24 protein-coding genes are annotated in these 26,122 nt (G+C 69.3%); 12 read left to right on the forward strand and 12 right to left on the reverse strand.

Annotated elements, in window-relative coordinates:
- Nucleotides 1-149: 149 nt before the first annotated feature.
- The 3 genes from AC5Y4Q_RS08140 to AC5Y4Q_RS08150 form a co-directional block, all read right to left on the reverse strand.
- Nucleotides 150-1,016: a PE-PPE domain-containing protein gene (locus AC5Y4Q_RS08140; protein WP_064921175.1), complete on the reverse strand. Its 867-nt coding sequence runs from the start codon at nucleotides 1,014-1,016 to the stop codon at nucleotides 150-152.
- A 325-nt stretch (nucleotides 1,017-1,341) separates the two neighbouring features.
- Nucleotides 1,342-1,881, reverse strand: coding sequence for a hypothetical protein (locus tag AC5Y4Q_RS08145; protein WP_064921174.1), 540 nt, complete (start codon nucleotides 1,879-1,881; stop codon nucleotides 1,342-1,344).
- Nucleotides 1,882-1,906: 25 nt separating this feature from the next.
- On the reverse strand, nucleotides 1,907-3,349 hold the full coding sequence (locus AC5Y4Q_RS08150; protein ID WP_064921173.1) for a CCA tRNA nucleotidyltransferase: 1,443 nt from the start codon (nucleotides 3,347-3,349) through the stop codon (nucleotides 1,907-1,909).
- A gap of 139 nt (nucleotides 3,350-3,488) precedes the next feature.
- Between AC5Y4Q_RS08150 and AC5Y4Q_RS08155 the strand changes: the two genes are divergently transcribed.
- The 8 genes from AC5Y4Q_RS08155 to AC5Y4Q_RS08190 all read left to right on the forward strand — a co-directional run bounded on the left by AC5Y4Q_RS08155 (nucleotide 3,489) and on the right by AC5Y4Q_RS08190 (nucleotide 14,062).
- Nucleotides 3,489-4,253, forward strand: coding sequence for an NUDIX hydrolase (locus AC5Y4Q_RS08155; RefSeq protein ID WP_235663904.1), 765 nt, complete (start codon nucleotides 3,489-3,491; stop codon nucleotides 4,251-4,253).
- A 98-nt stretch (nucleotides 4,254-4,351) separates the two neighbouring features.
- Complete coding sequence (locus AC5Y4Q_RS08160; RefSeq protein WP_082952567.1) at nucleotides 4,352-6,661, forward strand: hypothetical protein; 2,310 nt, start codon at nucleotides 4,352-4,354, stop codon at nucleotides 6,659-6,661.
- Nucleotides 6,658-10,056: a murein biosynthesis integral membrane protein MurJ gene (gene murJ / locus AC5Y4Q_RS08165; protein WP_499958599.1), complete on the forward strand. Its 3,399-nt coding sequence runs from the start codon at nucleotides 6,658-6,660 to the stop codon at nucleotides 10,054-10,056. The genes AC5Y4Q_RS08160 and murJ overlap by 4 nt, the downstream gene beginning before the upstream one ends.
- Nucleotides 10,057-10,143: 87 nt before the next feature.
- Complete coding sequence (gene sigM, locus AC5Y4Q_RS08170; RefSeq protein ID WP_064921171.1) at nucleotides 10,144-10,752, forward strand: RNA polymerase sigma factor SigM; 609 nt, start codon at nucleotides 10,144-10,146, stop codon at nucleotides 10,750-10,752.
- A gap of 32 nt (nucleotides 10,753-10,784) precedes the next feature.
- A complete protein-coding gene (locus tag AC5Y4Q_RS08175; RefSeq protein ID WP_064921170.1) occupies nucleotides 10,785-11,288 on the forward strand; it encodes an RsmA family anti-sigma factor in 504 nt (167 codons plus the stop codon).
- Nucleotides 11,289-11,361: 73 nt separating this feature from the next.
- Nucleotides 11,362-12,363 (forward strand): thioredoxin-disulfide reductase, encoded by a 1,002-nt coding sequence (trxB, locus tag AC5Y4Q_RS08180; protein WP_064921169.1) that lies wholly within the window; start codon nucleotides 11,362-11,364, stop codon nucleotides 12,361-12,363.
- Entirely contained in the window at nucleotides 12,360-12,695 is a 336-nt protein-coding gene (gene trxA, locus AC5Y4Q_RS08185; RefSeq protein WP_064921168.1) for a thioredoxin, read from the forward strand. The genes trxB and trxA overlap by 4 nt, the downstream gene beginning before the upstream one ends.
- Before the next feature lie 146 nt (nucleotides 12,696-12,841).
- Nucleotides 12,842-14,062 carry an N-acetylmuramoyl-L-alanine amidase gene (locus tag AC5Y4Q_RS08190; RefSeq protein WP_064921167.1) on the forward strand — a complete coding sequence of 407 codons (1,221 nt, stop codon included), beginning with the start codon at nucleotides 12,842-12,844 and terminating at the stop codon, nucleotides 14,060-14,062.
- Nucleotides 14,063-14,114: 52 nt separating this feature from the next.
- On the opposite strand, the gene AC5Y4Q_RS08195 is transcribed toward AC5Y4Q_RS08190, so the two are convergent.
- From AC5Y4Q_RS08195 to rpmH, 9 genes are all read right to left on the reverse strand, one after another.
- Entirely contained in the window at nucleotides 14,115-14,909 is a 795-nt protein-coding gene (locus tag AC5Y4Q_RS08195; RefSeq protein ID WP_125224956.1) for an acetyltransferase, read from the reverse strand.
- A gap of 226 nt (nucleotides 14,910-15,135) precedes the next feature.
- Nucleotides 15,136-16,158 carry a ParB/RepB/Spo0J family partition protein gene (locus AC5Y4Q_RS08200; protein ID WP_064920004.1) on the reverse strand — a complete coding sequence of 341 codons (1,023 nt, stop codon included), beginning with the start codon at nucleotides 16,156-16,158 and terminating at the stop codon, nucleotides 15,136-15,138.
- Between the two features lie 31 nt (nucleotides 16,159-16,189).
- The gene (locus tag AC5Y4Q_RS08205) at nucleotides 16,190-17,185 is read right to left on the reverse strand and encodes a ParA family protein (protein WP_082952449.1); all 996 of its coding nucleotides are present in this window, start codon (nucleotides 17,183-17,185) and stop codon (nucleotides 16,190-16,192) included.
- Nucleotides 17,182-17,913 carry a 16S rRNA (guanine(527)-N(7))-methyltransferase RsmG gene (rsmG, locus tag AC5Y4Q_RS08210; RefSeq protein WP_499958604.1) on the reverse strand — a complete coding sequence of 244 codons (732 nt, stop codon included), beginning with the start codon at nucleotides 17,911-17,913 and terminating at the stop codon, nucleotides 17,182-17,184. The genes AC5Y4Q_RS08205 and rsmG overlap by 4 nt, the downstream gene beginning before the upstream one ends.
- Nucleotides 17,914-17,976: 63 nt before the next feature.
- Nucleotides 17,977-18,522, reverse strand: a complete 546-nt coding sequence (locus AC5Y4Q_RS08215; RefSeq protein WP_499958606.1) for a Jag family protein — start codon at nucleotides 18,520-18,522, stop codon at nucleotides 17,977-17,979.
- Between the two features lie 55 nt (nucleotides 18,523-18,577).
- The gene (gene yidC, locus AC5Y4Q_RS08220) at nucleotides 18,578-19,621 is read right to left on the reverse strand and encodes a membrane protein insertase YidC (RefSeq protein ID WP_499958777.1); all 1,044 of its coding nucleotides are present in this window, start codon (nucleotides 19,619-19,621) and stop codon (nucleotides 18,578-18,580) included.
- A gap of 43 nt (nucleotides 19,622-19,664) precedes the next feature.
- Complete coding sequence (yidD, locus tag AC5Y4Q_RS08225; RefSeq protein WP_109535552.1) at nucleotides 19,665-20,000, reverse strand: membrane protein insertion efficiency factor YidD; 336 nt, start codon at nucleotides 19,998-20,000, stop codon at nucleotides 19,665-19,667.
- Entirely contained in the window at nucleotides 19,979-20,356 is a 378-nt protein-coding gene (rnpA, locus tag AC5Y4Q_RS08230; protein ID WP_064920000.1) for a ribonuclease P protein component, read from the reverse strand. Before rnpA ends, yidD begins: the two co-directional genes overlap by 22 nt.
- Before the next feature lie 17 nt (nucleotides 20,357-20,373).
- A complete protein-coding gene (gene rpmH / locus AC5Y4Q_RS08235) occupies nucleotides 20,374-20,517 on the reverse strand; it encodes a 50S ribosomal protein L34 (RefSeq protein ID WP_019735309.1) in 144 nt (47 codons plus the stop codon).
- Between the two features lie 626 nt (nucleotides 20,518-21,143).
- Between rpmH and dnaA the strand changes: the two genes are divergently transcribed.
- From dnaA to AC5Y4Q_RS08255, 4 genes are all read left to right on the forward strand, one after another.
- Nucleotides 21,144-22,616 carry a chromosomal replication initiator protein DnaA gene (gene dnaA / locus AC5Y4Q_RS08240; protein ID WP_064919999.1) on the forward strand — a complete coding sequence of 491 codons (1,473 nt, stop codon included), beginning with the start codon at nucleotides 21,144-21,146 and terminating at the stop codon, nucleotides 22,614-22,616.
- 528 nt (nucleotides 22,617-23,144) lie between these two features.
- Complete coding sequence (gene dnaN, locus AC5Y4Q_RS08245; RefSeq protein ID WP_064919998.1) at nucleotides 23,145-24,341, forward strand: DNA polymerase III subunit beta; 1,197 nt, start codon at nucleotides 23,145-23,147, stop codon at nucleotides 24,339-24,341.
- 36 nt (nucleotides 24,342-24,377) lie between these two features.
- Nucleotides 24,378-25,538 (forward strand): DNA replication/repair protein RecF, encoded by a 1,161-nt coding sequence (gene recF, locus AC5Y4Q_RS08250; RefSeq protein WP_064919997.1) that lies wholly within the window; start codon nucleotides 24,378-24,380, stop codon nucleotides 25,536-25,538.
- On the forward strand, nucleotides 25,535-26,092 hold the full coding sequence (locus AC5Y4Q_RS08255) for a DUF721 family protein (RefSeq protein ID WP_064919996.1): 558 nt from the start codon (nucleotides 25,535-25,537) through the stop codon (nucleotides 26,090-26,092). The genes recF and AC5Y4Q_RS08255 overlap by 4 nt, the downstream gene beginning before the upstream one ends.
- The last annotated feature ends 30 nt before the right edge of the window (nucleotides 26,093-26,122 follow it).

Consider the following 26,122-nt stretch of genomic DNA (forward strand, 5'->3'; position numbering starts at 1 on the left):
AGAGACCCGGCCGCACCACCACCGCCGGGGGCGATGAGCGCGCCAGCGCAACTCCCCTCCCCGACTGGGAATTCGCCGAGGTACTCGCGGCGTGGCGCGTGGTCGGATTCCCACTCGGCGGTACCGTCGCAGCACTGGCGCCGCGCGGCTCAGAACCAGGCCAAGACTCCGCCCACGATCATTTCGGCCGAGTTCAGCAACGCCTGGAACATGTTCACGTTGGCGGAGTCGATCATGTGGTACGTCGTGTTTCCGATCACCTCGTCGGTTGCGGAGCTGATCTCCTCCGGCGACAAGCCCAGGTACGCCAGGTGATCGCTGAACATGCCGAACGTTTGGTGGCCCTCGTCCCAGTTGGCGAACCCGTCGCTGGACAGGGAGTACACATCGGTCGTGAAGAGGTCACTTGGGGTCACCAGGCCGATGACTGAGTCGATGTGCATCATCTCGGCAAACTGATAGACCATCTTGATCACGTCGTCATGCCACGACTCCGGAAACCAGCCGAGCAACGTGGGCAAAAACCCGCTCAGGAATCCGCCCTGCGCCGCGCTGTTCCCCACCATCACGAAATGCAGCGCATCCAAGGGCATGTCGGGATATTGCTGATGGAGTTGTTGCTCAGCCAGCCCTGCAGCGGCGTTGGCCTGCGAATAGCCGAAGATGTATAGCGGATCCTCTGCGCTGAAGCTGCCCTCTCCGTCGTTCCACCGCTCCGCGATGGCGTCGACCAGGATCTTGGTCGCACCGGTGATGCTCGCGTTCAGGTCAGAAGTCTCGGGCACCTGCAGGAACGTCGCGGTGCCATTGCTGGGAAACCCGTTCGGTTCCAGATACAACTCTTTGCTCAGATCGAGCCAGTTCTGGTTCATCGCCGGGATCATCACCAGGGCTTCGGCGGCCAGCGCGTAGTCCAGGATCAGATGATCGCTGCCGGCGGCGGGTGCCGGGGCAGCCGTCGCGCCCAAGACGACTACCGGTGCCGCCAGCAGTGCCCCCACGGTGGTCTTGTTCACTGGTCCTCCCCGTTGCGGCGTGTTTCTAAGAGCCAGCGGAATGTTCCGGCGCCGTCATTAACTTAGCCGATCCGACATGGTGGAGTCCACTAAAGCGATCTTGCGCCGCGGAATCCGCTCGAACTCCCACAAAAATGGTGGTGAGTGTCGCAAATGTGTTCGGCATCCGTCCGGAGCGTCGCGCCGGGCTCCCAGCCGCCGCGCAGAACCGGCGTTTTGGAGTTGTCCACGCCGGCTGCCTCAGCCGGCCGCAGGATCAGTATCCGCGTCCGGAGCGCTGCGATCAACGGAATGCAGCGGCGAAAACCGGCGACGCTTGCCGGCCTCACAAGCGGGCGGCGCCGTCAGCGGCGCCGTCACCGTCGGCATCGGTGAGTTTGACGTCCCACCGACCGTCGCCGTCGGTGTCGACGTAGGCCGCCCGGTAGCCGAGAGGCCCGTCCACGTCGTTGCCGATCAGCACCCGGTCGGCGCGTCCATCACCGTCGGAGTCGAGCAGCAGGTCATTGATGCGTCCATCGCCGTCGAAGTCCACCAGCGGCCCACCGGTGTGCTCGACCTCGTCGAGCCCCCACCAGCGCAACCCACCGGACCGGTCTGCTGAGCCCGCCGCGACACCGTGGCCCCAGGTGCCGGAACCGTCGTCGGTGAAGGAGGCCTCCGGGCTCCCGTCGTCGTCGAGATCGAGCATCAAGTGGTCGGCCACCCCGTCGCCGTCGAGGTCGACCAGCGCGTCGTCGCGCAGGCCATCGCCGTCGAAATCGAGGCTGATCGCATCGGCGATCCCGTCGCCGTCGAGATCAAGGTCGGGCGGGCCGGTCCACATCGTCGCCGCGCCATCACCATCGCCGAGGCAGTAGTCCATACCCGAATCAGACGAACTCGCGCGGCTATTGGTTCCCCTGGTCCTGCCACCACGCCAGCAGTTCGGCGGTGGCCTCCTCGCGCGACAGTGGCCCGCGCTCCAGGCGCAGCTCCTTGAGGTAGCTCCAGGCGCGGCCCACCTGCGGACCGGCCGGGATGCCGAGCAGTTCCATGATCTCGTTGCCGTCGAGATCCGGCCGCACCCGCTGCAGATCCTCCTGCTCGGCCAGCACGGCGATCCGTTCCTCGAGCTGGTCGTAGCTGGCCTGCAGGCGAGCCGCCCGCCGCTTGTTGCGGGTGGTGCAGTCCGCGCGGACCAGCTTGTGCAACCGGCCCAACAGCGGTCCGGCATCGGTGACGTAGCGGCGCACCGCCGAATCGGTCCACTTGCCGTCGCCGTACCCGTGGAAGCGCAGATGCAGATACACCAGCTGCGAGACGTCGTCGACCATCTGCTTGGAGTAGCGCAGCGCGCGCATCCGCTTGCGGACCATCTTCGCGCCCACCACCTCGTGGTGGTGAAAACTCACCCGGCCGTCGGCCTCATGGCGCCGGGTGTCCGGCTTGCCGATGTCGTGCAGCAGCGCCGCCCAGCGCAGCACTAGATCGGGGCCGTCATCCTCAAGGTCGATCGCTTGGCGCAGCACGGTCAGGGAATGCTGGTAGACGTCCTTGTGCTGGTGGTGCTCGTCGATCGCCATCCGCATGGCACCGACCTCGGGCAGCACCACCTCGCCCATCCCGGTGGCCACCATCAGGTCGATACCGGCGGCCGGGTCGGCGCCCAGCAGCAACTTGTCCAGTTCCGTGGCGACCCGCTCGGCGGTGATACGGGACAGCTCCTGGGCCATCTCCTCGATCGCCGCACGCACCCGCGGCGCCACGGTGAACCCGAGTTGGGCCACGAACCGGGCGGCGCGCAGCATCCGCAACGGGTCGTCGCCGAAGGAGTCCTGCGGCGCCGTCGGGGTGTCGAGCACCCCGTCTCGCAATGCGGCCAGCCCGCCCAGCGGGTCGAGGAACTCCCCCGGGCCGGCCGGGGTGATGCGGACGGCCATCGCGTTGGCGGTGAAATCCCGGCGCACCAGGTCTTCGTCGAGCGAATCGCCAAAGCGCACTTCGGGATTGCGGGACACCCGGTCGTACTGGTCGGCCCGGAAGGTGGTGATCTCCAGGCGCTGGCCGCCCAGGGCGGCCCCGATAGTGCCGAACTCGATGCCGGTGTCCCACATCGCCTCGGCCCGGCCCCGCAGGATGCGCTGCACCTGCTCGGGGTGGGCGTCGGTGGTGAAATCCAGATCGGGGCTGGGCCGGCCCAGCAGGGCGTCGCGGACCGATCCACCGACCAGGTACAGCTGGTGGCCGGCGGCGTCGAACATGGCGCCGAGGTCACGCAGCAGCTCGGCGTGCCGGTTCAGCACGACGGCCGCCGTTGTCAGCAGGTCGACGTCCTGATGGGTTTCGGGCACGTTCGATGAGCCTAGCGGTGGTCGCAAGCGCGGCGGAGCCGGGCGCAGCGGGCCACCACCATCGACACCACCACCGCCAGAACCGTCAGCCCGGCGAGGGACGCGGGTTGACCCGCTGGTGCCAGCTACTATCGCATGGGTGTCGGCCGACGGCGGAGAAGCCAATTCGGGACGGCGCCGCAGGCGGCGCCGCGGTCGACGCACGTCAGGTCCGCAAACCAACCACACCGAGCCCACGGCCAGCGACGGCAACACCGGTGCGGCCGCGACAACGGCTCGCTCGGCGCAGCGCCGGCCCCGCAGCGCACGGCACGGGCCGGCGCGACTGCGCACCGTGCACGAAACCTCCGCCGGCGGTCTGGTCGTCGATGGCATCGACGGGCCGCGGGAGGATCAGGTCGCCGCGCTGATCGGGCGCGTCGACCGGCGGGGCCGGATGCTGTGGTCGCTGCCCAAGGGCCATATCGAGGTCGGCGAGACCGCCGAGCAGACGGCGATCCGCGAGGTCGCCGAGGAGACCGGCGTCCAGGGCGACGTGCTGGCGGCCCTGGGCAGCATCGACTACTGGTTCGTCACCGACGGCCGCCGGGTGCACAAGACGGTGCACCACTACCTGATGCGGTTCTCCAGCGGGGAGCTGTGCGACGACGACGTGGAGGTCACCGAGGTGGCGTGGGTGCCGATCCGGGAGCTGCCGTCCCGGTTGGCCTACGCCGACGAACGCCGCCTCGCCCTGGTCGCCGACGAACTGATCGACCGGCTGCAGGCCGACGGCCCGGCCGCGCTGCCGCCGCTGCCGGTGACCACGCCCTGGCGGCGCCCGCAGACCCATTCCCGCACCCGCCACTCTCGACCCGACGAGCACGCACCGGACCGGAAGAACGGTCGCGGGCTGGACCCGTGAGCCGCACCCGACGCAGCGGCCGGGGTCACGTGCCCGCCTTCGCGCGGCCCCGCACGGCCCCGCTGGCGGTGGTGGCCGCCTTCCTGATCGCCCTGGGCATGGCTCTCGGTGCCGCCGCCGCCCCACCCGCCACCGCCGGCGAGCCCGGCGCGGCACCGTTCGTCCAGATCCGCATCGACCGGGTCACCCCGGAGGTCGTCACCACCTCCAGCGACCCGGTCGTCACCGTCGCCGGCACAGTGAGCAACGTCGGCGACCGACCGGTGCGCGATGTGATGGTGCGCCTGGAGCAGGCCGCCGCCGTCGCGTCCTCGGCCGGCCTGCGCACCAACCTCAGCGGCGCCAACGACCAGTACCGGCCGGTGGGCCCATTCAACACGGTCGCGACCGAACTGCAACGCGGCCAGGAAGCCCGTTTCACGCTGTCGGCCCCGCTGCACTCGTCGAGCCAACCGGCACTGAACGTCGACCGTCCCGGCATCTACCCGGTGCTGGTCAACGTCAACGGCACCCCGGACTACGGCGAGCCGGCCCGCCTCGACGACGCCCGCTTCCTGCTGCCGGTGGCCGGCCTGCCGAAAGCCGAGGCCGACTCCGGTCCCCTGGCCGGCGCCATCGCGCCGGACACCTCCCAGCCGGTGCGACTCACCATGTTGTGGCCCCTGGCCGACCGTCCCCGGCTGACACCCGGGGCGCCCGGCGGCACACTGCCGGTTCGGCTCACCGACGATGACCTGGCGACCTCGCTGGCCCCGGGCGGCCGGCTCGACGCCCTGCTGTCCGCCGCCGAGTTCGCCACCAGCCCGACCGTCGACGGTGGCGGGGTGGTTAACCAGGCGCTGTGCCTGGCGATCGACCCCGACCTGCTGGTCACCGTCAACGCGATGACCGGGGGCTACGTCGTCGCCGACTCCCCCGAGGGCGCCACCTCCCACCCCGGCACCGGACGCGCGGCGGCCACGACGTGGCTGGAGCGACTGCGCCGGCTGGCGCGCCACACCTGTGTCACCGCGATCCCCTACGCGCAAGCCGACCTCGACGCACTGGCCCGCGTGGGCGACCCGAAACTCGACGCGATCGCGGTGAGCCGGCCGGCCGAGGTCGTCGACCGGATCCTGCAGGTGTCGTCGACCCGCGGCGCCGTGGTGCTCGGCGACGGGAAACTCACGGCCGGCGCCGCGAAACTGATCGGCGCGCAAGGCGATGCGGTGGTGATCACCGCCGGCGACTGCTCGGCCCACGACTCGGTCACCGGCGCGTCGGCCACCGCCGACGTCACCCCGCGGCGGCTGTCCCCGCAACTGGTGGCCGCGCCGTACGACCCGGCCGTCGGCGCCGCCCTGGCGGCGTTGGGCACCGACCCGGTGGCCCCGACCTACCTCGACGGTTCCCTGGCGGTCCGGTTGCATCACGACTCCGCGCTGGCTCGCCGGCAAGACGCCCTCGGGTCGATGTTGTGGCGCGCGCTGGAGGCCCCCGACGGTCCCGGCGCAGCACGCAACGAGATCCTGGTGCCACCGGCGTACTGGAAGCCGCGGGCCGACGACGCCCAGGCGGTGCTGACCACGTTGGCCACCGCACTGCGATCCGGACTGGCCGTGCCCCGTCCGCTCAGTGCGGTGATCAGCGAGTCCCGGGGCGTCACTGCGGCCCCAGCGCATCCGCTGCCGGCCGAGCAGACGGCGGGCGGTTTCGGCCCGGAGATCGTCGCCGCCGTGGCCAGTGACATCGGCCGGCTCTGGGGATTGACCTCCGCACTGACCACCGACGTCCGCACCGGCTTGACCGGCGAGGCCTACACCGCGCCGCTCGCCGAGGACATGCTGCGGGCGCTGAGTCAGTCCGAGCCGCTCGACGTGCGCGGCGGTGTGGCAGCGCAACGGCTGACGATCGTCGGCGACACCGTCGCGGATCTGATCAGCGCGGTCACCATCGTCAACCCGGCCGGCTCCTACACCCTGGCCACCGAGCACAGTCCGCTGCCGCTGGCGCTGCGCAACGATTTGGCGGTGCCCATCCGGGTGCGCCTGCACGTCGACGCGCCGCCCGGCATGACGGTGGCCGATATGGGAGACCTGGAGCTGCCGCCCGGTTACCTGCCGCTGCGGGTTCCGGTGGAGGTTCGGGTCAACCAACACTTCGTCGTCGACGTGGCCCTGCAAACGCCCGGCGGGCTGCCGCTGGGCGAGTCCGCGCGGTTGTCGGTGCATTCGAATGCCTACGGCATGGTGCTGTTCCTGCTCACCATGACGGCAGCGGCGGCGCTGACGGTACTGACCGGGCGGCGACTGTGGCACCGCTTCCGCGGCCAGCCCGACCGCGCCGACTTGGACCGCCCCCGCACGCCGGGCCCGGACCGCCCGCCCGCGGCAACCGTGGGCCGGCCCGACCGGGGTGCGGGCCGGTGAACGCGCCGGCGCCGCAGCCGGCGCGCCCGGAGCTGACCGACGCCGCAGTGGTGTCGCGGTCGTGGGGCATGGCGCTGGCCACCCTGATCAGCCGCATCACCGGGTTCGTCCGCATCGTATTGCTGGCCGCGATCCTGGGTGCGGCGCTCTCAAGCGCCTTCTCGGTGGCCAACCAGCTGCCGAACCAGATCGCCGCGCTGGTGCTCGAGGCGACGTTCACCGCGATCTTCGTGCCGGTGCTGGCCCGCGCTGAACGCGACGACCCCGACGGCGGCGCCGCGTTCGTACGGCGCCTGGTCACGCTGGCCACCGCGCTGCTGCTGGCCACCACGGTGATCTCGGTGGCCGCGGCGCCGTTGCTGGTCTCGTTGATGCTGGGCGGTGACCCGCAGGTCAACCAGCCGCTGACCACGGCGTTCGCCTATCTGCTGCTGCCGCAGGTGATCTGCTACGGACTGTCCTCGGTGTTCATGGCAATCCTGAACACCCGCAACATCTTCGGGGCGCCGGCCTGGGCGCCGGTGGTCAACAACGTCGTCGCGATCGCCACGCTGGTCGTCTACCTGCTGGTGCCCGGGGAACTGGCCGTCGACCCAGTGCGGATGGGCAACGCCAAGCTGCTGGTGCTGGGCGTGGGCACCACAGCCGGTGTGGTCGCCCAGACCGCGGTCCTGCTGGTGGCGATCCGGCGGGAGCGCATCAGCCTGCGCCCGCTGTGGGGTATCGACGACCGGCTCAAGCGTTTCGGGGCGATGGCCGCCGCGATGGTGCTCTACGTGCTGATCAGCCAGATCGGCCTGGTGGTGACCAACCAGATCGCAGCCACCTCGGCCGCCTCCGGCCCGGCGATCTACTACTACGCCTGGCTGCTGCTGCAACTGCCGTTCGGGATGATCGGGGTGACGGTGCTGACGGTGGTGATGCCGCGGCTGAGCCGCAACGCGGCCGCCGGCGACGACCCCGCGGTACTCGCCGATCTGTCGCTGGCCACCCGGTTGATGATGATCACGCTGATCCCGATCGTGGCGCTGATGACCGTGGGCGGGCCGGCGATCGGTAGCGCGCTGTTCGCCTACGGCAACTTCGGCGACGTCGACGCCGGCTATCTGGGCGCCGCCGTGACGATGTCGGCGTTCACCCTTATCCCCTATGCCCTGGTGCTGCTGCAGCTGCGGGTCTTCTACGCCCGCGAGCAGCCGTGGATCCCGATCGCGATGATCGTCGTGATCACGACGGTGAAAATCGTCGCCTCGGTGGCCGCCCCCCACCTGACCGACAATCCGGAGTTGGTGGCCGCCTACCTGGGCCTGGCCAACGGCGTGGGCTTCTTCGCCGGCGCCGCCGTCGGGCACGTCCTGTTGCGGCGCGCGCTACGCCCCGTCACCGGTCACCTCCTCGGCCCGGAGGTGGTGCGCACCGTGTTGGTCACGGTGACAGCATCCCTGCTGGCGGGGCTGGTCGCCGAGGTGCTCGACCGGGTGCTCGGGCTGCGCGGTCTGACCGATCACGGCGCAGCCGGATCGATGCTGCGCCTGGTGGTGCTGGCCGCGGTGATGCTGCCGATCATCGCGGCGGTCATGGTCCGCGCCCGGGTGCCCGAAGCCGAGGCGGCTCTGGCCGCGGTGCGCCGCAGGCTCGGTGCGCAACGCCTGGATATCAGCGCGTCAAACCGGCCGTCCCGCGATCCCCGCGTCCCGTACGCTGAGCACAACCATTTGCCCACACCGGGCGGGGACGTGACGAACGCTTCCGCCCGGCGCATGCCTCCGGAGCACGTCGCCGGGGGCTGGACACCGAAAGGTACGGAGGTGGCCAACAAACCTTCGGAGGGTCCCGGGGCTGGCGCGGCGTCGCGATCGGTTGCTCCGCCGCAAACCCCGCGGCCCGCCGGCGGCCCGGCCACCCCCGAGCCGGCCGTCGACGCTCAGGCCGGGGATCCGCTGACACCGGGGCTGAGCATCGCCGGCGGACGCTACCGGCTGCTGGTACGCCACGGCGGCACCGCGGTGCTGCAGTTCTGGCAGGCGCTGGACACCGCGCTGGAGCGGCAGGTGGCGCTGACCTTCGTCGACCCGGGGCAGACCATGGCCGAGGAGCAGTTGGCCGGCGTCCTGTCGCGCACCCAGCGGCTCAGCCAGATCGACCTGCCCGGGATCGCCCGCGTGCTCGACGTGGTGCGGATCGGCACGGGGGGGCTCGTCGTGTCCGAATGGGTCCGCGGCGCCTCCCTGCAAGAGGTCGCCGGCACGGCGCCGTCGCCGATCGGCGCGGCCCGCGCGATGCGGGCCCTGGCCACCGCCGCCGAGGCCGCCCACCACACCGGGGTCGCCCTGTCCATCGACCACCCGGCCCGGGTCCGGGTCAGCATCGACGGCGACGTCACCTTGGCCTTCCCCGCCACGCTGCCCGAGTCCAAGCCCGAGGACGACATCCGGGGCATCGGCGCCACCTTGTACGCGCTGCTGGTCAACCGGTGGCCCCTGGATTCCGGCGCCGGCTGCGGGATCGCCCCGGCCGACCGGGACGCCGCCGGTAATCCGGTCAACCCCGACGCGGTCAACCCGGAGATCCCGTTCCAGATCTCCGCGGCCGCCAGTCACGCGATCCAGCCGGACGGCGGCATCCGCGGCGCCTCGACGTTGTCGAACCTGCTACAGCAGGCCACCGCCCTGCACGAACAGACCGAGCTGCTGGGGCCGATCGACGACGAGCCGCCCGCGCCACGGCGCGAACCGCCGCCGTTGGATGCCGAGAAGCGCGCCGAGCGGCGCCGCCGGGTACTCATCGGGGCCGGGATCGGCGGCGCCGTCATCCTGGTCGCCCTGCTGGTGCTGGCCTCGGTGCTCAACCGGATCTTCGGCGACGTCAACGGGCTCGACAAGACGGAGCTGGGCCTGAGCAGCCCGTCGGTGTCGTCGTCGCGGTCGGGTTCGGCCAGCCCGGGCAGCACCGTGAAACCCGTGCAGGCGACGGTCTTCTCGCCCGGCGGCGAGGCCGACCGGCCCCAGGACGCCGGGCTGGCCATCGACGGAAACCCGGCCACCTTCTGGTCGACGGACACCTACTCCGATCCGGTGCCGTTTCCGAACTTCAAAAGCGGTGTCGGGCTGGTACTGCAGCTGCCCAAGCCCACGGTGATCGGCAGCGTCGGGATCAACGTCTCCAGCACCGGGACAAAGGTGGAGCTGCGCTCCGCCTCGACTCCGAAGCCGACCCGGCTCGAAGACACCACGCTGCTGGCGCCCGCCAAGGCGCTGCAACCCGGCGCCAACAAGATCTCGGTCGACTCGTCCTCGCCGACCTCCAACCTGCTGGTCTGGATCACCACGATGGGCAGCACCGGCGGGGAGAGCCGCACCCAGATCTCCGAGATCACCGTGCAAGCGGCGTCGTAGGGCGACGATCGCACGCGGGTCGCCGAGACGGCTCACCCTGTGCATAGCCGAAGTGCCGTCTGGCCGCCGGCTGGTTAGTGTCCGGCCATGGGGCACCCAGACCGCAGCGACGCCGAACTGCTGGCCGCGCACATCGCCGGTGACCGCGACGCCTTCGGCGAGCTCTACCGCCGCCACCAGCGCCGGCTGCGCCGGCTGGCCCGGCTCACCACCGGCTGTCCCGAAGATGCCGAAGACGCCCTGCAGGAGGCGATGCTCTCGGCGCACCGGGGCGCCGGGTCGTTTCGCCACAACGCCGCCGTCGCCAGCTGGCTGCATCGCATCGTCATCAACGCCTGCCTGGATCGGCTGCGGCACAGCCGGATTCACCGCACCGAAGCGCTCGGCGAGCATGTCGCCGTCAGCGATCGCACTGCGGAGGTGGAGACCGCAATGGAGGTGCACGCCGCGCTGCGCCGGTTGCCGGCAGCACAGCGCGCCGCGGTGGTGACCGTCGACATGCACGGCTACTCGGTCGCCGATGCCGCCCGTGCCCTCGGCGTGGCGCAGGGCACGGTCAAGAGCCGCTGCGCCCGCGGCCGGGCCCGGCTCGCGGTGCTACTGAGCCAAGGCCATACCGGTGTGCCCGGCGGCGGCGGCCGGATAGCCTTGACAGCTGACGGCGCCATGCACAGCCGGATCGACGACTGCGCATAGCCACCAGGTCGAGCGGAAGCAGCGGCACTGCCATGGATGCAGGTGATCGAGAAGCCCCCGAACACGCAGGGCATCCGGCGCATGCCAGCCGGCCGCTGCCCCGGTTCAACCGGATCGCCGCGGCGGCCGGGACCGCGGCGGCCCTGCTCGCGATCGGATTGGGCACGACGGGCTTGATCCGCTTCCCCGCTGACACACCCAGCGGCCCGCGGTCCTTCGACGCGATTACGGTGGCGTCCGAACCGGACCCGGTGCTGCCGCTGACCGAAGCAGAGCTCCTCGAGTTGCTCGACCGCAGCCCCGAATACGGCGCGCTGGCCGACCCTGGACGCCGCACCGGCTGCCTGGCCGGGCTGGGCTATCCGGCGTCGACCCGCGTGCTGGGCGCACGCGAAGTCGCCGTCAACGGGCATCCCGGGATCGTGCTGCTGCTGCCCGGCGCCGCGACCGGCACGATCGTCGCGCTGGCGGTGGCGCCCAACTGCAGTTCCGCCGATACCGGACTGCTGGCCGACACGACCGTTCGCCGACCGTAGCGGCTCGGGGAACAACCGCCGCCTACGCTGACGTTGATAGCCCCTGTAACCGACCCGAGCGGAAAGGCTCTCGATGCCCTCGCTGCCTGAGACACCGACCATCCACGATGTGATCATCATCGGTTCCGGCCCGGCCGGGTACACCGCGGCCATCTACGCCGCCCGGGCACAACTGGCTCCGCTGGTGTTCGAAGGAACCTCGTTCGGCGGGGCGCTGATGACCACCACTGAGGTGGAGAACTACCCCGGCTTCCGCAACGGCATCATGGGTCCCGACCTGATGGACGAGATGCGCGAACAGGCGCTGCGCTTCGGCGCCGACCTGCGCATGGAAGACATCGAATCGGTGGTCCTGGACGGCCCGGTCAAGTCCGTCGTCACCGCCGACGGCGAAACACACCGGGCGCGGGCGGTCATCCTGGCCATGGGGGCCGCCGCCCGCTACCTGAACATCCCGGGCGAGCAGGAACTGCTCGGCCGGGGCGTGAGCTCGTGCGCCACCTGTGACGGATTCTTCTTCCGGGACCAGGACATCGCCGTCATCGGCGGTGGTGACTCGGCGATGGAGGAAGCCACCTTCTTGACCCGGTTCGCCCGCAGTGTGACCCTGGTGCACCGCCGCGAGGAGTTCCGCGCCTCCAAGATCATGCTCAACCGGGCGCGCGAGAACGACAAGATCCGGTTCCTGACCAACACGGTCCCGGTCGCAGTGGAGGGCGAGAGCACGGTGACCGGGCTGCGGGTGCGCGACACGGTGACCGGTGCGGAGTCCACGCTGCCGGTGACCGGGGTGTTCGTCGCGATCGGCCACGACCCCCGTTCGGAGCTGGTGCGCGGAGCGGTCCAGCTCGACGCCGACGGCTACGTGCTGGTCCAGCAGCCGAGCTCGCGGACCTCCCTGGCGGGGGTGTTCGCCGCCGGCGACCTGGTGGACCGCAGCTACCGACAGGCGATCACCGCAGCCGGCACCGGCTGTACGGCCGCCATTGACGCCGAGCGCTGGCTGGCCGAATCGGCCGAGATCGACTATCCCCAGGACACCACTACCGAAACCTTGATGGGAGCACCACAGTGACTGACAACGGCCACCACACCGTCACCGTCTCCGACGCCACCTTCGCCACCGACGTGCTGGGCAGCAGTAAGCCGGTGCTGGTGGACTTCTGGGCGACCTGGTGCGGCCCCTGCAAGATGGTCGCACCGGTGCTCGAGGAGATCGCCGCCGAGCAGGCCGGCCAACTCACCGTCGCCAAGCTCGACGTGGACGCCAACCCCGAGACCGCTCGGGAGTTCAACGTCGTCTCCATCCCGACGCTGATCCTGTTCAAGGACGGTCAGCCGGTCAAGCGGATCGTCGGCGCCAAGGGCAAGGCGGCCCTGCTGCGAGAGCTTTCGGACGTCAGTTAGCGCCCCGAGCGGGCGGTTGCAACCGGCACCGTTCTGGCCTCGTCGTTTTCAATAATCCGGCCAGCATCTGAGACAATGCTGACTAACCCGCTGGTAACCGCCAGCGACGTTTTGGCAGCCACCAGCGACGACCGGAGGGCTCAGTGATGTCGGGTCGGCACCGCGGCGCGGACGACGTGCTGCGCCGCGGCGACCGCAGCAGCGCCGTGGTCGAGATCCGCGAGACGCTGGCCACGCTGGGCCTGCTCGATAGCCCGGATGCGGATCTGACCACCGGCAAACACGTCGCGCTGGATGTGTTCGACGACGATCTCGACCAGGCGGTGCGCGCCTTCCAGCAGCAGCGCGGGTTGCTCGTCGACGGGATCATCGGCGAGGCCACCTACCGCGCGCTCAAAGAGGCGTCGTATCGGCTGGGTGCGCGCATCCTCAATCACCAGTTCGGCGCGCCGATGTACGGCGACGATGTGGCCACGTTGCAGGCCCGCCTGCAGGATCTGGGCTTTTACACCGGAATGGTCGACGGCTACTTCGGCATCCAGACGCACAATGCGCTGATGTCCTACCAGCGGGAGTACGGCCTGTACGCGGACGGCATCTGCGGGCCGGAAACGTTGCGGTCCTTGAACTTTCTGGCTTCACGGGTGACCGGAGGATCGCCACACGCGATCCGTGAAGAAGAGTTGGTGCGGCGCTCGGGACCGCGGCTGTCCGGCAAGCGGATCGTCATCGATCCGGGCCGCGGCGGCAGCGACCACGGGCTGATCACCCAGACACCGTCGGGCCCGATCAGTGAAGCAGACATTTTGTGGGACTTGGCAAGTCGTTTGGAAGGCCGGATGACGGCCATCGGAATGGAGACCTTCCTGTCCCGCCCGAACGGCCGCAGCCCGTCGGATGCCGAACGCGCCGCCACCGCGAACGCCGTCGGCGCCGACTTGATGATCAGCCTGCGCTGCGCGACCCACAGCAGTCCGGCGGCCAACGGGGTCGCGTCGTTTCACTTCGGCAACTCCCACGGCTCGGTGTCCACCATCGGCCGTAACCTTGCCGACTTCATTCAACGAGAACTCGTGGCGCGCACCGGATTACAGGATTGCCGTGCCCACGGTCGGACGTGGGACCTGCTGCGCCTGACCCGGATGCCGACCGTCGAGGTGGACGTCGGCTACATCACCAGCCCGCGCGATCGCGGGATGCTGGTCTCCCCCGCGACGCGTGACGCCATCGCCGAGGGAATGCTGGCCGCGGTCAAGCGGCTGTACCTGCTCGGCAAGAACGACCGGCCCACCGGCACCTTCACTTTCGCCGAATTGCTGGCCCACGAGCTGTCGGTGGAGCGGACCGGCCGGCTCAGCGGCGGTTAGCGAGGCTCGACGAAGGAGAGCCGAAGCTGGGCCGCCGCAGCAAACCCAGCGGTTAGCCAGGCTCGACGAAGGAGAGCCGAAGTTGGGCCGCCGGATCAGCCGAGGTTGCTGACCGACACGCGGCCGCCGAGGCCGCCGGGGCACCCGCTCCCACCGGCTGCTCCAGTTGGGCGCTCTCCAGTAGCCGCTCCAGCGCCGCCTCCACCTCCGCCTTCCAGCCCAGACCCTTGTCGAGCTCCAGGCGCAGCCGGGGGAAGTACCGGTGCGGCGCCACCACAGTGAATCCGACATCGGTCAAGAAGTCTGCGCCGATGATGCAGTGCTCCACCGAGCAGTCACCCAGGGCGTCGAGCACCGGTGCGACATCGGGCTGCACGTTGGCCGGGTCCAGTAACTCCCCGACCGCCGGGCTCCGGCCGAATGCCTCCAAGGCCCGGACGCCGCGGCGGACCAGTTCGTCGACCGCGCCGGCGATCAGGTCCTGCGGCAGACCGTCGGCCAGTGGAGCCGGTTCGACCCCTATCGACGTCAGCAGCACCGCGTCGGCCGACACCGGTGCCGTGGGGAACCGATGGGCCCGCGGCACCGCTCGGGGCGGGGCGTAAAGCACATAGCCGAGGCACGGCGAGTCTTCGGCGCCGGAAGCCGACGGGGTGGCAACCTGGCCGCAGCAGCCCCACTCCAGCATCACCATCGACAGCCAGGCTTCTTTTTCGAACTCCGGATCCGACAGGTGATCGCCGCGTCCGAGGGTTGCCGGATCCACCTCCCAGAACACGCATCGACGTGCGTGCTTGGGAAGCTGCTCGAAACACTCGAGCCTCAGCGGTGCGATTCGCACAGACACGCCCACTCCCGGTCTTCACCTGTGCTGCCAGCAGAGGACAGCCCCTTAAGGATAGGAGGGTTGAGCCGCCGGATGCCACCATCGGCGCCGGCCAGCGTTCCCGTCCCCCGAAAATTCGAAAATCGTTGTCTGTCAGTATGTTTCGCTACGGCCCCAGCCGCCCCGGCGGCCTACCGTCACAGTGACGTAATTGCCATGGGGCCTTGGTCGTGGCCGAACGCCGGTGTCAGGCGGTTGCGGAGTCCATCAGCGCGACGATGCGCTGCAAGTCGTCGACGGACCCGAATTCGACCACGATCTTGCCTTTACGCTTGCCGAGGCTGACCGTGACGCGGGTGTCGAAAGCCGTCGACAGGCGCTCGGCGACATCCTGGAGACCGGGCATCTGGATCGGCTTGCGCCGCGGCGGCACGGGCGTCGCGGTGTCGCCGCGGTTGGCCAGGGTGACCGCCTCCTCGGTGGCGCGCACCGACAGGCCCTCCGCCACGATCCGGGCCGCCAGCTCCTCCTGCGCCTCCGACCCGCCCTCCAGCGACAGCAGGGCGCGGGCATGACCAGCCGACAAGACCCCGGCGGCCACTCGGCGCTGGACCGCGATCGGCAGCCGCAGCAACCGGATCATGTTGGTCACCAGCGGCCGCGAACGACCCAGGCGAGTGGCCAGCTCGTCGTGGGTCACCCCGAACTCGTCAAGCAGCTGCTGGTAGGCCGCCGCCTCTTCCAACGGGTTCAGCTGGACGCGGTGGATGTTCTCCAGCAGAGCGTCGCGCAGCAGATTGTCGTCCTCGGTCTCCCGGACGATCGCCGGGATCGTCTCCAGGCCGGCCTGCTGGGAGGCCCGCCAACGGCGCTCCCCCATCACCAACTGGTAACGCGGTGCACCGGGCGCGGCACCGGGCAGCTCCCGCACCACGATCGGCTGCATCAGCCCGAATTCGCGGATCGAGTGGACCAGCTCGGCCAACGCCTCGTCGTCGAACACCTGCCGGGGCTGACGCGGGTTCGGCTCGATGGCGGTCGGGCTGATCTCGCGGTAGACCGCCCCCACATCCGCGGCGGGGCCGGCCGGGACCGTGGTGCCCGCGCTCCCCCGGCTTCCCAGCACCACGTCGGCCGCGGCGTCACCCATCCGCGGCCCCATGCCGGCTCCGCGTTCCCCGGCAGACGCGGGTCCCTCACCCGGCCCGGTCGGGATCAGGGATGCCAGGCCGCGGCCCAAGCCGCCCTTCTTACGCGACGGTCCGGTCATATGTGTCGTTCCTTCTTGCTAACGGCGGGCATCAGCGCCGCCCCTCCTGCGCGCCGGCGGTGTCCCGTTCGACGAGTTCGCGGCTGGCGTCCAGATAACTCATCGCCCCGCGCGAGCCCGGGTCGTACTCGATGATGGTCATGCTGTATCCCGGCGCCTCCGATACCTTGACGCTGCGCGGGATCACGGTCCGGAGCACGCGGTCACCGAAGTACCGCCGGACTTCGTCCGCGACTTGGTCGGCGAGTTTGGTGCGCCCGTCGTACATCGTCAGCAACACGGTCGTCACCTCCAGGCGCGGGTTGAGGTGAGCCTTCACCATCTCGATATTGCGCATCAGCTGCGACACACCTTCCAGGGCGTAGTACTCGCACTGAATCGGGATCATCACTTCCGGCGCCGCCACCAAGGCATTGACGGTGAGCAGGCCCAGCGATGGCGGACAGTCGATGAAGACGTAGTCGAAGTCGGAGCCGTCCAGCTCGGCCAGCGCATTCCGCAACCGGTTCTCGCGCGCGACCATGCTCACCAACTCGATCTCCGCGCCGGCCAAATCGATGGTGGCCGGAATGCAGAACAGCCGCTCGTTGTGCGGGCTCTGCCGAAGCGCGGCGTGGACCGGCATCTCCCCGATCAGCACCTCGTACGACGACGGGGTGCCGGATTGGCGGTCGGCGATGCCCAGCGCGGTGCTGGCGTTGCCCTGGGGGTCCAGGTCGATCACCAGGGTCTTGATTCCCTGTACCGCAAGGGCGGCCGCGAGGTTGACCGCGGTGGTGGTCTTGCCGACTCCCCCCTTCTGGTTGGCCACGGTGAAGACCCGGCGCCGCCGCGGGCGCGGGAGGCGGTTATGGGTGTGCAGCACCTGCATGGCGCGCTCGGCGGCCGCGCCGATCGGGGTGTCGAACTCCGATGCTGTTTCACGTGAAACCGGGGCCGCCGATGTTTCACGTGAAACCGCGCTCGTTCGGCGGTCCGCGTGCTTGACCGACGGCGGCGGGGCGGCGGGGCCGACGGGTCTGGTCATGTGGGCCTCCTGGTGGCCCGCCGCGGCGGGCTTCCTGTCCGACGACGGTCGCGCGCCGTCTTGGGCTCTCCCCGCAGCGCCATCACCACGGTCGCGGGCGGGGTTAAATAATTCACGCCACATCTCACCACCCTTACGTCGTTCGCGCCTAGTCCGATCATCACACGGCGGTGCTCCTCGACCTCGGCCTGTGCCCGCTCGCCTTTCATCGCGAGCATCCGCCCATTCATCCGGAGCAGCGGCAGGCTCCACCGGCTGATCTTGTCGAGGCTGGCGACCCCCCGCGAGACCACGGCATCGCGCTCCCGGAACTCGTCGCGCACCGCCCGGTCTTCCGCCCGTCCCCGCACCACCGCCACGTTTCCGAGAGCCAGCTCCTCGACCGCCTCGCGCAGAAACTCGCTGCGCCGCAGCAGTGGCTCCACAAGCACCACCTGCAGATCCGGCCGGGCAATCGCCAACGGGATCCCCGGCAAACCGGCGCCGCTGCCGATGTCGGCCACCCGCTCGTCGACGTCGAGCAGCTCCCCAAGCGCCGCGGAGTTGAGGATGTGCCGGTCCCAGAGCCGGTCGACTTCGCGGGGCCCGAGAAGGCCGCGCTCCACGCCGGGCCCGGCCAATAGTTCCGCGTAGCGCCGCGCGGTTCCGAGCCGGTCGCTGAAGACGTCGGCTGCCGCCTCAGGCGGTGCGGGCGCCGGCGTTCCCCCGACATGTTTCACGTGAAACATTCCTCCGGCTTCCCGGGCCGCGGTGCGGAATTACCCGAATGTAATTCCGCGCGGTCAGTCCCGTCAGTCCCGCCGAACCACGACACGGCGCGACGGCTCGACGCCCTGACTCTCGCTGTGCACACCGGCGACGGCGGCCACCGCATCGTGGACGATCTTACGTTCGAACGGGCTCATCGGAGCCAGTTCCTCGTCCTCCCCGCTCGCCAGCACCCGGCGGGCGACCTCATCGCCCAGCGCGGTGAGGTCGTCCCGGCGGCGGCGGCGCCACCCGGCGATGTCGAGCATCAGTCGGCTGCGCTCGCCGGTCTTCTGGTGCACTGCCAACCGGGTCAGCTCCTGCAGGGCGTCGAGCACCTCGCCCTTGCGGCCCACCAGCTTGCTGAGGTCGTTGCCGCCGTCGATGCTCACCACTGCTCGGCGGCCCTCGACGTCGAGGTCGATGTCGCCGTCGAAGTCCAGCAGATCGAGCAACTCCTCCAGATAGTCGCCGGCGATCTCCCCCTCGGCCACCAGGCGCTCTTCCAGGTCGGCCGCCGCCGTACCGCCCGAGTCCAGGGCTTGGCGCTCGGTGGTGTCGGCGTCGTTCGTGTCGGTCATGTCGGTCATGTCGTCTCCCTCTGTGCCCGGCAGCTCACGCGCCGGTTGGCTTGTCGCGGGTGGGTCACCGCTTGCGTTTCTTCGGCTTGGCGCCGGCGCCGGAGCGGCCACCCCGCGCCGCGGGCCGGCCCGGGTTCCGCTTGGCGGCGTCGGTCTTCGCCAGCTGGCCAGCTTCCGGCGCGGCCGTGTCGGTCGCTGCCTCGGTTTCGTCGGGGGCCGCGGTGTCGGCGTCGGCGGTTGCCGTGCGGCCGGCCCGCTTGGGTTTGGCACCGGGCGCCGGGGCGTTGGCCGCCCGGCGGCGCAGCGCCTCCTCCTTCTTCGCCTCGTCCTCCTTGGCGATCAAACCGAACACGTAGTGCTGCTGCGCGAAGGTCCAGATGTTGTTGGAGAACCAGTACAAGATGATGGCCAGCGGCAGGAACGGTCCACCGACGACCACGCCGAGCGGGAACACGTAGAGCGCCAGCTTGTTCATCATCGCCGTCTGCGGGTTGGCCGCCGCCTCCGGACTTTGGCGTGCCACCGACGCCCGGCTGTTGAAGTAGGTCGCGATACCGGCAGCGATCATGATCGGGACACCGACCGCGATCACCGAGATCCGGTTGAACTCGGCGAAGGCGTCCAAACCGGTCCGTTGGATCATCGTCGCGCCCAGCGGTGCCCCGAACAGGTTGGCGTCCAGGAAGTTACCGACGTCCTCGGCGCTGAAGAAGTAGTTGCCCAGTTGCCGGTTCAGGTCCGGCGATAGCCCCAGCTGCCCGATCCCGGTGCTGGTGCGGTTGAACGAGCGCAGCACGTGGAACAGCCCCAGGAAGACCGGGATCTGCGCCAGCATCGGCAAACAGCCCAGAATCGGGTTGAAGCCGTGTTCCCGCTGCAGCTTCTGCATCTCCAGCGCCATCCGCTGACGGTCTTTGCCGTACTTCTTCTGCAGCGCCTTGATCTGCGGCTGCAGCTCCTGCATCTGCCGGGTGGTCCGGATCTGCTTGACGAACGGCTTGTAGAGCAAGGCCCGCAGCGTGAACACCAGGAACGTCACCGACAACGCCCAGGTAAAGAAGCTCGCCGGCCCCAGTAGAAGGCCAAAAGCCTTGTACCACAACCACATAATGCCCGATACCGGGTAGTAGACGTAGTCCAGACTCCGGGGATCAAAGGACACCGCGTTCACCCTCCGCTCGGTTGTCCGAGGCGTTCCCGGACCGACAGTCGCATCCAGCACCACCCTGGGACCGCTCCGGTATCGGATCCCAGCCGCCTTGATGCCACGGCCCACACTTTGCCAGGCGCACGGCGGCCAGCCAGGTACCCCGGATCAGCCCATACTCGCTCAACGCATCCACCGCGTACTGGCTGCAGGTTGGCATGAAGCGGCAACTGGGCAGCCGCAGCGGCGAGATCATGTGCCGGTAGAGCTGGATGAGAAAGATCAGTCCGCGAGCCGGAGCCGCCGCGACACCATGGCTCACCGCGCCACACCCCCGGATCGGTGCAGCGAGCGCAGCCCGGCACGCAACTGGGTCCGCAGCGCGTCCGACGTGGCCCCGTTACTGCTGGGCAGCGCCCGGATCACCACTTGTTCGCCGGTTCGCAGCTCCCTGAGCATGTCCCGGGCCACATGACGCAGCCGACGGGCCACCCGGTGCCGATCGACCGCCGAACCCACCGACTTGGCGATGATCAGGCCGACTTGTGGCGGCGCCGTCGCGGAGGTCTCGGGGGCGCGCCGGTCACCGGCCACTCGGCTGTACACGATGACGTCGGGCTGCACCGCCCTTCGGCCCTGTTTGACCGTCGCACCGAAATCCGCCGACCGTCTCATCCGGGATTGAGCCGGGAGCACCGCGGTGCTGCCTGTGCTCAAGCAGTCAGCGAGCGACGGCCCTTGCGACGCCGGCCCGAGACGATGGCGCGGCCAGCGCGCGTACGCATCCGCAGGCGAAACCCGTGCACCCGGGCCCGACGTCGGTTGTTGGGCTGGAAGGTCCGCTTGCCCTTGGCCACGGCACACTCTCCTCGTTGCGTCTTGCGTCACGTCTGCGCCCGACACACCGGAAGCCCGTTGTGCCTGCCGCACGCGACGCACTCGGTAAGCTCGGTGAACTTCTGCGTCTTGCTGGTAACCGGCGCGGTCTCCGACCAGAGGCCGGTCGCTGCCGTATCGCCAACGTTCGGGCGACTGTTCGAGGGTACTGATGCAGGTTCGCCGGGTCAAACCCCGGCACTCTCCGCACCCGATGCCCGCTGCAGCCGCCTCATCGCACCGCTTCGAGACCGGTGGGTACGGTCCCCATCATTCACAGTGATCACACCCGCCACGGCTGTTGTGGGCACGGCCATTTTTGACCGATTCATCTCGAAGAAATGAGTAGTCGCCCGCGCGGAAACCTGTTAACTTGCTTGCCAGCGCCGAGTCGCGACTGGAGCGGGTTTCGGCCGTAATCGAAGAGGACGAAGCGGCCTGCGCTTCAGGTATCGCCTGACCGTCTGGAGTGGCCGTTGCCGAGCAACTGGCCTGGAGGGCCTCAACGGGGTATGCGCACCTCATCCACACCTGTGGATAACTGTGTGGATAGCATGTCACCGCACGAGATCCGTGCAGCACGACTTCGAGCCGGGGGGATGAGGCATTGACCGATGACCCCGGGTCTGGGTTCCTGACCCTGTGGGACGAGGTTGTCGCGGAACTCAACGGTGAAGCCCCCGCGCCCGATGTCTCGGCCCCGGTCCTGACGCCCCAGCAGAAGGCCTGGCTCAACCTGGTGCACCCGTTGGCGATTGTCGAGGGCTTCGCGCTGCTGGCGGTTCCGAGCAGTTTCGTTCAGAACGAGATCGAACGGCACCTGCGCACCCAGATCACCGCTGCCCTGAGCCGCCGGCTCGGCCACGACATCGAGCTCGGTGTGCGCATCGCGCCGACGCCCCCCGACGACGGGCCCGCCTCGTCCGACGGTGTGGCCCCGAGCCGCAGCACCGACGACGAAGACGACGAAGACGAGCCCACCGACGTCGAGTACGACTGGCCCAAGTACTTCACCGAGCGGCCCAGTGACGATTCGGCGACTGCCGACGGCGCCAGTCTCAACCGGCGCTACACCTTCGACACGTTCGTGATCGGCACTTCCAACCGGTTCGCCCACGCCGCCGCCCTGGCCATCGCCGAGGCGCCGGCTCGGGCCTACAACCCGTTGTTCATCTGGGGTGAGTCCGGCCTGGGCAAAACCCACCTGCTGCACGCGGCCGGCAACTACACCCAGCGGCTCTTCCCCGGGATGCGCGTCAAGTACGTCTCCACCGAAGAGTTCACCAACGACTTCATCAACTCGCTGCGCGACGACCGCAAGGTCGCGTTCAAACGCAGCTACCGCGACATCGATGTCCTGCTGGTCGACGACATCCAGTTCATCGAGGGCAAAGAAGGTATCCAGGAGGAGTTCTTCCATACCTTCAACACGCTGCACAACGCCAACAAGCAGATCGTGATCACGTCTGACCGGGCGCCCAAACAACTTGCGACACTGGAGGATCGGCTCCGGACCCGGTTCGAGTGGGGCCTGATCACCGATGTTCAGCCGCCGGATCTGGAGACCCGGATCGCGATTCTGCGCAAGAAGGCGCAGATGGAACGCCTCGATGTGCCCGGCGACGTGCTCGAGCTGATCGCCACCAGCATCGAGCGCAACATCCGCGAACTCGAGGGCGCGCTGATCCGGGTCACGGCGTTCGCGTCGCTCAACAAAACCCCGATCGACCGGGCGCTGGCCGAGATCGTCCTGCGCGACCTGATCGCCGACGCCAGCACCATGCAGATCAGCGCCGCGATCATCATGGCGGTGATCGCCGAATACTTTGACACCAGCGTCGAGGAACTGCGCGGCCCGGGCAAGACCCGCCCGCTGGCCCAATCCCGGCAGATCGCCATGTACCTGTGCCGCGAGCTGACCGATCTGTCACTTCCCAAGATCGGCCAAGCCTTCGGCCGCGACCACACCACGGTGATGTATGCCGAGCGCAAGATCCGCGGGGAGATGGCCGAGCGCCGCGAAGTCTTCGATCAGGTCAAAGAGCTCACCACGCGGATCCGGCAACGCGCCAAGCGCTGATCTCGGCGTGCCCGCCGCGGACTGCTTGCAAAAAACTTCCGACCCACTGGCACCACCCGTTTCGGTCGCTGCCTGTGGATACCGTTGCGGACAACTTGTCCATGAACCGACTACGAACCCACCGCGGATACACAGCGGCTGGTCCATGCACAGCCGGCCCGGCCCGCCCCGGCGTGTTATTCACCGTTGGTCCCCAGCCCGATCGGCCCGCCCAGCAGCACCGATGCCCCGCTGTACCCACCATGCACAGGCCTTACTACTAATACTGAGATCTCTTCGCCGAATCTCTCTCAAAACAGGCCGTTGGGGATTCTCGTCGCAGGGAGCTGTTCACAACCGCCGCGCGTCCGCTGCGCGCAGGGCCCTTCTCAGGCCCCCGGTGTCATGGATTAACTTTCACGACGGGCTTCTAGGCTCTACGGTTGGTGACCTACCGCCCTTTTTGTCGGGGGCGATGCACGGCCGCAGGTGGGGGTGTTCACCGGTCGCCGCGGGGTAGAGCTCGATATCGGGTGACGAGAGGACACGATGGACGCGGCGACGACGAACGCGAGTCTGACCGACTTGAGATTCCGCCTGGACCGAGACGACTTCGCCGATGCGGTGGCGTGGGTCGCGAAGTCCCTGCCTGCCCGGCCGACTGTGCCGTTGCTGGCCGGGGTGCTGTTGACCGGCTCCGACAACGGGCTGACCGTCTCCGGTTTTGATTACGAGGTATCGGCCGAGGTCCAGCTGGCAGCCGAAATTGCTTCTCCCGGAAGCGTTTTGGTGTCCGGTCGGCTGCTGTCGGATATCACCCGCGCCCTTCCGGCCAAGCCGGTCGAAGTCCAGGTGGAAGCTACCCGGGCGTCGTTGACGTGCGGCAATGCCCGGTTCTCGCTACCGACGATGACGGTGGAGGACTATCCCACGCTGCCCACGCTGCCCGAGGAGACCGGGGAGTTGCCCGCGGACCTGTTCGCCGAGGCGATCGGCCAGGTGGCGGTGGCGGCCGGCCGCGATGACACGCTGCCCATGTTGACCGGCATTCGCGTCGAAATCTCCGGCAACACTGTGGTTTTGGCTGCCACAGACCGGTTCCGGCTGGCGGTACGTGAACTGACCTGGTCCGCGGCACCGGGCACCGAAGCTGCCGTGCTGGTTCCGGCCAAGACGCTGGCCGAAGCCGCCAAAACCAGCAGCGACGGCACCGAGGTACATCTGGCGCTGGGAGCGGGCCCGACGGTCGGCAGCGAAGGCTTGCTGGGTATCACCAGCGGGGGCAAACGCAGCACCACCCGACTGTTGGACGCCGAATTCCCCAAATTCCGTCAGCTGCTGCCCAGTGAGCACCTGGCGGTGGCGACCATCGGGGTGGCGGAGCTGACCGAGGCGATCAAACGTGTCGCCCTGGTCGCCGACCGTGGTGCGCAGGTCCGCATGGAGTTGTCCGAGGGAACCCTGCGGTTGTCCGCCGGCGCGGAGGATGTCGGCCGGGCCGAAGAGGATCTCCCGGTGGACTTCGTCGGCGAGCCGCTCACCATTGCGTTCAACCCGACGTATCTGACCGACGGTCTGAGCTCGCTGCACAGCGAGAAGGTCTCGATGGGATTCACCGATCCCAAAAAGCCCGCCGTGCTGCGGCCGGCCAGTGCCGAGGACCCGGTGCTCAGCGGGGCCGGCCCGTTCCCGGCCGTACCGTCGGACTACGTCTACCTGTTGATGCCGGTTCGCCTGCCTGGCTGACCGGCGCGGCCGCCACGACGGAGGGTTGGATTCGCGGTGTATGTCCGCCACCTGGGCCTGCGCGATTTCCGGTCCTGGGCGCACGTCGACCTCGAACTGGAACCGGGGGCGACGGTTCTGGTCGGCCCCAACGGTTACGGGAAGACCAATCTTGTTGAGGCGCTGTGGTATTCGTCAACCCTCGGTTCGCATCGGGTGGCGACCGACGCCCCGCTGATCAGATCCGGCGCCGATCGTGCGGTGGTGTCCACGATCGTCGTCAACGAGGGCCGCGAACTGGCAGTGGATCTGGAGATCGCGGCGGGACGAGCCAACAAGGTTCGGCTGAACCGGGCTCCGGTGCGTCATGCCCGCGAGGTCGTCGGGGTGCTGCGCGCGGTGTTGTTCGCGCCGGAGGACCTGGCGCTGGTCCGCGGCGACCCCGGTGAACGACGCCGCTACCTCGACGAATTGGCCAGCGTGCGCCGACCGCGGGTGGCGGCGGTGCGCGCCGACTACGACAAGGTGTTGCGGCAGCGCACGGCACTGCTCAAAAGCGCGCCGGCCGCGCTGCACCGTGGTGACCGGTCGGTGTTGGACACCCTCGACGTCTGGGATGCGCAGTTGGCCGCGCACGGCGCCGATCTCATGGCTGCCCGGATCGACCTGGTCAACCAGCTGGCACCGGAGGTCGAGAAGGCTTACCAGCTGCTTGCGCCCGGTACCAGGAACGCGGCGGTCGCCTACCGGCCCAAGCTGGAGATCACCGGCGACGGCGCCGAGGACGGGGCGGCCGAACTTCAGGAACTGCTCTTGGCGGAGTTGGGTCGCCGGCGGCGTGCCGAGCTGGAACGCGGGGTATGTCTGGTCGGTCCGCACCGCGACGAGTTGGAACTGCGGCTTGGCGACCGGCCGGTGAAAGGCTTTGCCAGCCACGGAGAATCGTGGTCGATGGCGCTGGCACTGCGGTTGGCGGCCTATCAACTGCTGCGCAGCGAGGGCGCTGAACCGGTGTTACTGCTCGACGACGTGTTCGCCGAGTTGGACGCCGCGCGCCGGCGGGCACTGGCCGATGTCGCCGGGTCGGCAGAGCAGGTTCTGATCACCGCCGCCGTCGCCGAGGATGTGCCGACAGACTGGCGGGCCCGTCAGATCCGCATCGCGGTAGTCGAGGGCGATCACGGCCGGGTCTCCGAACTGAACGGGGGTGGCTCATGAGCGATTCCGAGGTGGATCCGCCGGCACACCTGGCCGGGCTGGCCGGCATGGATCTGGTCCGGCGGACCTTGGCCGAGGCCCGCGAGGCGGCACGCAGCCAGGGCAAAGACGTCGGGCAGGGACGCCGGGCGCCGCTGCGCCGCCGAACGCCCGGTAGCGGCGGCGGCCGCCGCAGCTGGTCGGGGCCGGGGCCGGATCGCCGCGACCCCCAGACCCTGGGCGCCGCCACCCGCGACCTGGCGCAGGCGCGGGGCTGGTCGGCGCAGGTCGCCGAGGGCACGGTGCTGGGCCGATGGCGGGCGGTCGTGGGCGAGGACATCGCCTCGCACGCGACACCGACCAGGCTCTCCGAGGGGGTGTTGAGCGTGTCGGCGGAGTCAACGGCCTGGGCCACCCAGCTGCGGTTGGTGCAGGCCCAGTTGCTGGCGAAGATCGCCGCCGCGGTCGGCGACGGGGTGGTGACGGCACTGAAGATCACCGGACCGACGGCACCGTCGTGGCGCAAGGGCCCGCTGCACGTCCCGGGCCGCGGCCCACGCGATACCTACGGCTGATCCGGGACGGGCGACCGACGATCCGCGGCT

Source organism: Mycobacterium sp. NGS16 (assembly GCF_059813225.1).

Coding starts and splice junctions, on each gene's coding strand:
- AC5Y4Q_RS08200 (WP_064920004.1), bottom strand. CDS start 16,158: ATGACCGGACCGTCGCGTAAGAAGGGCGGCTTGGGCCGCGGCCTGGCA.
- AC5Y4Q_RS08205 (WP_082952449.1), bottom strand. CDS start 17,185: ATGACCAGACCCGTCGGCCCCGCCGCCCCGCCGCCGTCGGTCAAGCAC.
- AC5Y4Q_RS08215 (WP_499958606.1), bottom strand. CDS start 18,522: ATGACCGACATGACCGACACGAACGACGCCGACACCACCGAGCGCCAA.
- AC5Y4Q_RS08145 (WP_064921174.1), bottom strand. CDS start 1,881: ATGGACTACTGCCTCGGCGATGGTGATGGCGCGGCGACGATGTGGACC.
- dnaN (WP_064919998.1), top strand. CDS start 23,145: ATGGACGCGGCGACGACGAACGCGAGTCTGACCGACTTGAGATTCCGC.
- yidC (WP_499958777.1), bottom strand. CDS start 19,621: ATGTGGTTGTGGTACAAGGCTTTTGGCCTTCTACTGGGGCCGGCGAGC.
- AC5Y4Q_RS08160 (WP_082952567.1), top strand. CDS start 4,352: ATGGCTCTCGGTGCCGCCGCCGCCCCACCCGCCACCGCCGGCGAGCCC.
- AC5Y4Q_RS08175 (WP_064921170.1), top strand. CDS start 10,785: ATGGATGCAGGTGATCGAGAAGCCCCCGAACACGCAGGGCATCCGGCG.
- sigM (WP_064921171.1), top strand. CDS start 10,144: ATGGGGCACCCAGACCGCAGCGACGCCGAACTGCTGGCCGCGCACATC.
- trxB (WP_064921169.1), top strand. CDS start 11,362: ATGCCCTCGCTGCCTGAGACACCGACCATCCACGATGTGATCATCATC.
- AC5Y4Q_RS08190 (WP_064921167.1), top strand. CDS start 12,842: ATGTCGGGTCGGCACCGCGGCGCGGACGACGTGCTGCGCCGCGGCGAC.
- rsmG (WP_499958604.1), bottom strand. CDS start 17,913: ATGTTTCACGTGAAACATGTCGGGGGAACGCCGGCGCCCGCACCGCCT.
- AC5Y4Q_RS08255 (WP_064919996.1), top strand. CDS start 25,535: ATGAGCGATTCCGAGGTGGATCCGCCGGCACACCTGGCCGGGCTGGCC.